This is a genomic window from Agrobacterium sp. CG674 (assembly GCF_053521645.1).
In genome coordinates, this window is the sequence record NZ_JBNWDZ010000025.1 from 1 (window position 1) to 3,511 (window position 3,511).

The 3,511-nt window shown below is 56.9% G+C and carries 3 protein-coding genes and 2 pseudogenes; 2 read left to right on the forward strand and 3 right to left on the reverse strand.

The window, feature by feature from the left end; translation table 11 throughout:
* Together ACQZ51_RS23585 and ACQZ51_RS23590 are read right to left on the reverse strand one after the other, a co-directional pair.
* On the reverse strand, window positions 1–215 hold a 215-nt coding region (locus ACQZ51_RS23585; protein WP_448780981.1), incomplete at its 3' end, for a pyridoxamine 5'-phosphate oxidase family protein.
* Window positions 216–268: 53 nt separating this feature from the next.
* Window positions 269–880: a glutathione S-transferase family protein gene (locus tag ACQZ51_RS23590; protein ID WP_448780982.1), complete on the reverse strand. Its 612-nt coding sequence runs from the start codon at window positions 878–880 to the stop codon at window positions 269–271.
* Window positions 881–1,000: 120 nt separating this feature from the next.
* On the opposite strand from ACQZ51_RS23590, the gene ACQZ51_RS23595 reads away from it, so the two are divergent.
* Window positions 1,001–1,894, forward strand: a complete 894-nt coding sequence (locus ACQZ51_RS23595; RefSeq protein WP_448780984.1) for a LysR family transcriptional regulator — start codon at window positions 1,001–1,003, stop codon at window positions 1,892–1,894.
* A 52-nt stretch (window positions 1,895–1,946) separates the two neighbouring features.
* Here ACQZ51_RS23595 and ACQZ51_RS23600 read toward each other — a convergent pair.
* Window positions 1,947–2,737: pseudogene (locus tag ACQZ51_RS23600) on the reverse strand (aldolase).
* 150 nt (window positions 2,738–2,887) lie between these two features.
* Between ACQZ51_RS23600 and ACQZ51_RS23605 the strand changes: the two are divergent.
* Window positions 2,888–3,319, forward strand: a pseudogene (locus tag ACQZ51_RS23605) (integrase core domain-containing protein); the annotation flags it as partial.
* Window positions 3,320–3,511: the final 192 nt, after the last annotated feature.

Genomic DNA, 3,511 nt, shown 5'->3' on the forward strand with positions numbered 1-3,511 from the left:
CTGCGGATCGTCGCCCATGGAGTGCCCTCGCCATCGACAGTTCCGATGACGATGAACGGCAGCATCGGATAGAACTCCCTGTGCTGATCAAGCATGAACCTGCGCAAAACATGACGCCCGACGGGGTCCATTTGTTCCAGCACCCCGGCGTGGCGCTGTATTTGCAGTTCTCCAGCATGCCAGGGCGACGATGGTGAGAGTTCTTCAACAGGCATTCGAACCTCCTATGGGAACGACGGCCGGGCCAGCACTCGGCCGCAAAGCGATGTCAGGCTGCGAGGCCAATGGCCGTTTTAGGGAGGGCGACGAAGCCGGGCAAGGCTTCGATCCGGGCCAGCCAGTGACGGACCTCCGGGTACGGCGTCAGATCGACATTGCCCTCAGGTGCGCCAGCGATGTAGCTGTAGAGCGCGATATCCGCGATGGTCGGTGTATTGCCGATGATAAAACGGTGATTTTCGAGTTCGGCATTGATGAGGCCGAGAACCCGGTGAGCGCGGGCAATCACTTCCTCGGCGCGGAAGTCTGCTCCAAATACCGTGATCAGGCGGGCCGCGCACGGGCCATACGAAATTTCTCCGGCAGCGACGGAAAGCCACTTCTGTATCTTTGCGACAGAGGCGAGATCGTCGGGCATCCAGTCCTTGCGGCCAAGCTTTGTGGCAACATAGACCAGGATAGCATTGGAATCGTTGACTATGACATCACCATCTACCAGCACAGGCACTTGGCCGAACGGGTTGAGCTTCAGGAATTCCGGCGTCTTGTGCTCGCGGTTGGCCAGATCGAGGTCGATGATCTCAGCTTTGACGTTCAGCAAAGAAAGAAAAAGACGGGCGCGATGCGCATGGCCCGAAAGCGGGAAGTGATAGAGTTTCATGGTTTGCTCCCTTGAGGTCCGGACACATTCATCCGGTAACGTGAGAAACCTAGCGAGAACCATATTTTTAGAGTAGACGGTTATATATGTAACCACCCTCTCGATTCATGGAAGGCAAAGATGGACCGTCTCGACGCCATGGGTGTTCTCTTGTCAGTGGTGGAACACGGTAGCCTTTCCGCCGCGTCGCGCGCATTGCACTCGCCACTACCGACCGTCAGCCGCAAGATCTCAGAGTTGGAGAGCCTTCTCGGCGTTCGCCTGTTCACCCGCACCAGCCGCAGAATGCTGCTCACGGAGGCCGGAGAGAGTTATGTCGTTGCGGCTCATGAAATTCTGGGACGGGTGGAGGAAGCCGAACGCCGCGCTACCGGAGAATACGTTGCCCCAAAGGGCGATCTGACAATGACGGCGCCAATCGTCTTTGGCCGCCTGCATGTCCTGCCAGTCGTCACGGATTTCCTGAAAGCCTTTCCGGACATCAACATCAACCTGATCATGAGCGACCGGCCGATCAGTCTCGCCGACGAACATATCGACGTCGCGCTGCGCATCAGCCGCCTTTCGGACAGCAGCCTGATGGCTATCCGCCTCGGCTCCACCCGCACCACCGTCTATGCCAATCCCGACTATCTGAAGCGGCATTCCCATCCATCGCATCCTGACGAACTCAAGCAACACGATTGCATCGCGTTCGAAGGCGTGCTTTCGACGCGGTTCTGGACATTCCACGACGGCGCAAGAGATATCGCGGTGCCGATCCGGACACGCCTTTCCGTCAACACGGCGGAAGCTGCGGTCGATGCTGCGGCATCCGGTCTCGGCATCACGCGGGTCATGGCCTATCAAGCAAAGCGCGCGGTCGATGCCGGCTTGCTGGTGCCGCTGCTGGAAGATTTCGAACGAGAGGCGTCGCCAATCCATCTCGTCCATCTATCGGACGGCCTTATGCCGCTGAAACTCAGGACGTTTCTGGACTTTGCGACGCCACGGCTGAGGGCACTGTTGAAATAAATAAAAGCCGTTTCGGTTCGTCCCGAGGTTACATTCCCGGGACGCAAAAAGATCAGGCGCTATAACCAGGGTCCAGCCTATCGAGAACACGGCGCAGGCTTTCCAGATGCAGTCTGGCGCTTTAGGGGTCGCCTTCCCGCATTTGCCTTGCCGTTTCCGCTGCAATTTCGAGCGAGACTGGCAGCAATGTTCGACCTGTACTCATTGCCTTTAGCTGAACTTGGGCGGCACGCTCCAGATAGTAAAGATCGTCCCAAGCCTCAGCAATGTTCGGTGCGAAGACCATCACGCCGTGGTTTTTCATGAACAGGATATCCTTGTCGCCGAGCACGGAGGCAATCCTGTCTCCTTCGCTTTCATCCAGGGCAAGACCATTATAGTGCTCATCGATTGCCACGCGGCCATAGAATTTGAGCGCGGTCTCCCCGGCCCAGACCAGTGGTTCGCCTTGCAGCATACTGAGGGCAGTCGCATTCGGCATGTGAGTGTGAAAAGCGGCCCCCACACGCGGCGCCATTTTGTGCACACGCGCATATATGAAGAATGCGGTCGCTTCCGGCACGCCGTCACCGGCAATCACACTGCCCACGAAATCGCAGATCAGCAGCAAGGACGCCGTCGCCTCCTGAAAGGCCCAGCCCAGGCGGTTGACAATAAAGAGATCCGCATGCCCTGGCACGACCGCGGAAAAATGATTGCAGATGCCTTCCTCGATACCGAGGCGCGCTCTGTTCGAAGGCAGGCGGCAAGATCGACCCTTGCTTGCCATATCTCGTCCGTTTCCAGAGAAATATTGCGACATGGCGCAAGCTGGGCTTTGGGAATATTCCGTTCATGTGCCATATGGGCCTCCTCAGCAATCCGTCACATCCAGCCTGCGGCAGAAAGCACCGCTGGCACCTTATCGAGTGTTAGTACAATAACATTTGGTTGGTAGTCCTCCAGCGGCTTGCGACCCGTTCCTGGATCGACCCAGACGGTACGAAAGCCAAGGACCGGATCATCGAAAGACGTGGCAAGCCGAAGATGATCGTCAGTGACAACGGCAGTGAGTTCACCAGTAACGCAATCCTGCATCGGGCGAATCGGACCAAAGTGGAATGGCACTATATAGCGCCAGGCAAACCGATCCAGAACGCCTTCATCGAAAGCTTCAATGGACGGCTACGAGACGAGCTCCTGAATGAAACGCTTTTCTCGTCACTGACCCATGCACGATCAGCGCTTTTAAACTGGCGCATCGATTACAACGATCATCGACCACACTCTGGACTCGGCTGGATGACGCCTGCCGAGTTCGCTCAGACAATCAACCCGCGACGTGATGCGGTGCTGCGCAGCCGGAATGGCTCCGCACCGCAACCCGCCGCTACCGCACCGAATACAACAACCCAAAACCGCTGGAGCGAACTCAAAACTGGATAAAACTTGGGGGCAACGTCAAGCTAAACCGATTGGTTTTAGTCCGCGCATAATAGCCGATGAGACTAATCTGTCCGTGGTGAATTTGTCTGGCTTTGATTTTGATTATCTGGGATGGTTTTTGGTTGCGGGGGCAGGATTTGAACCTGCGGCCTTCAGGTTATGAGCCTGACGAGCTACCGGGCTGCTCCACCC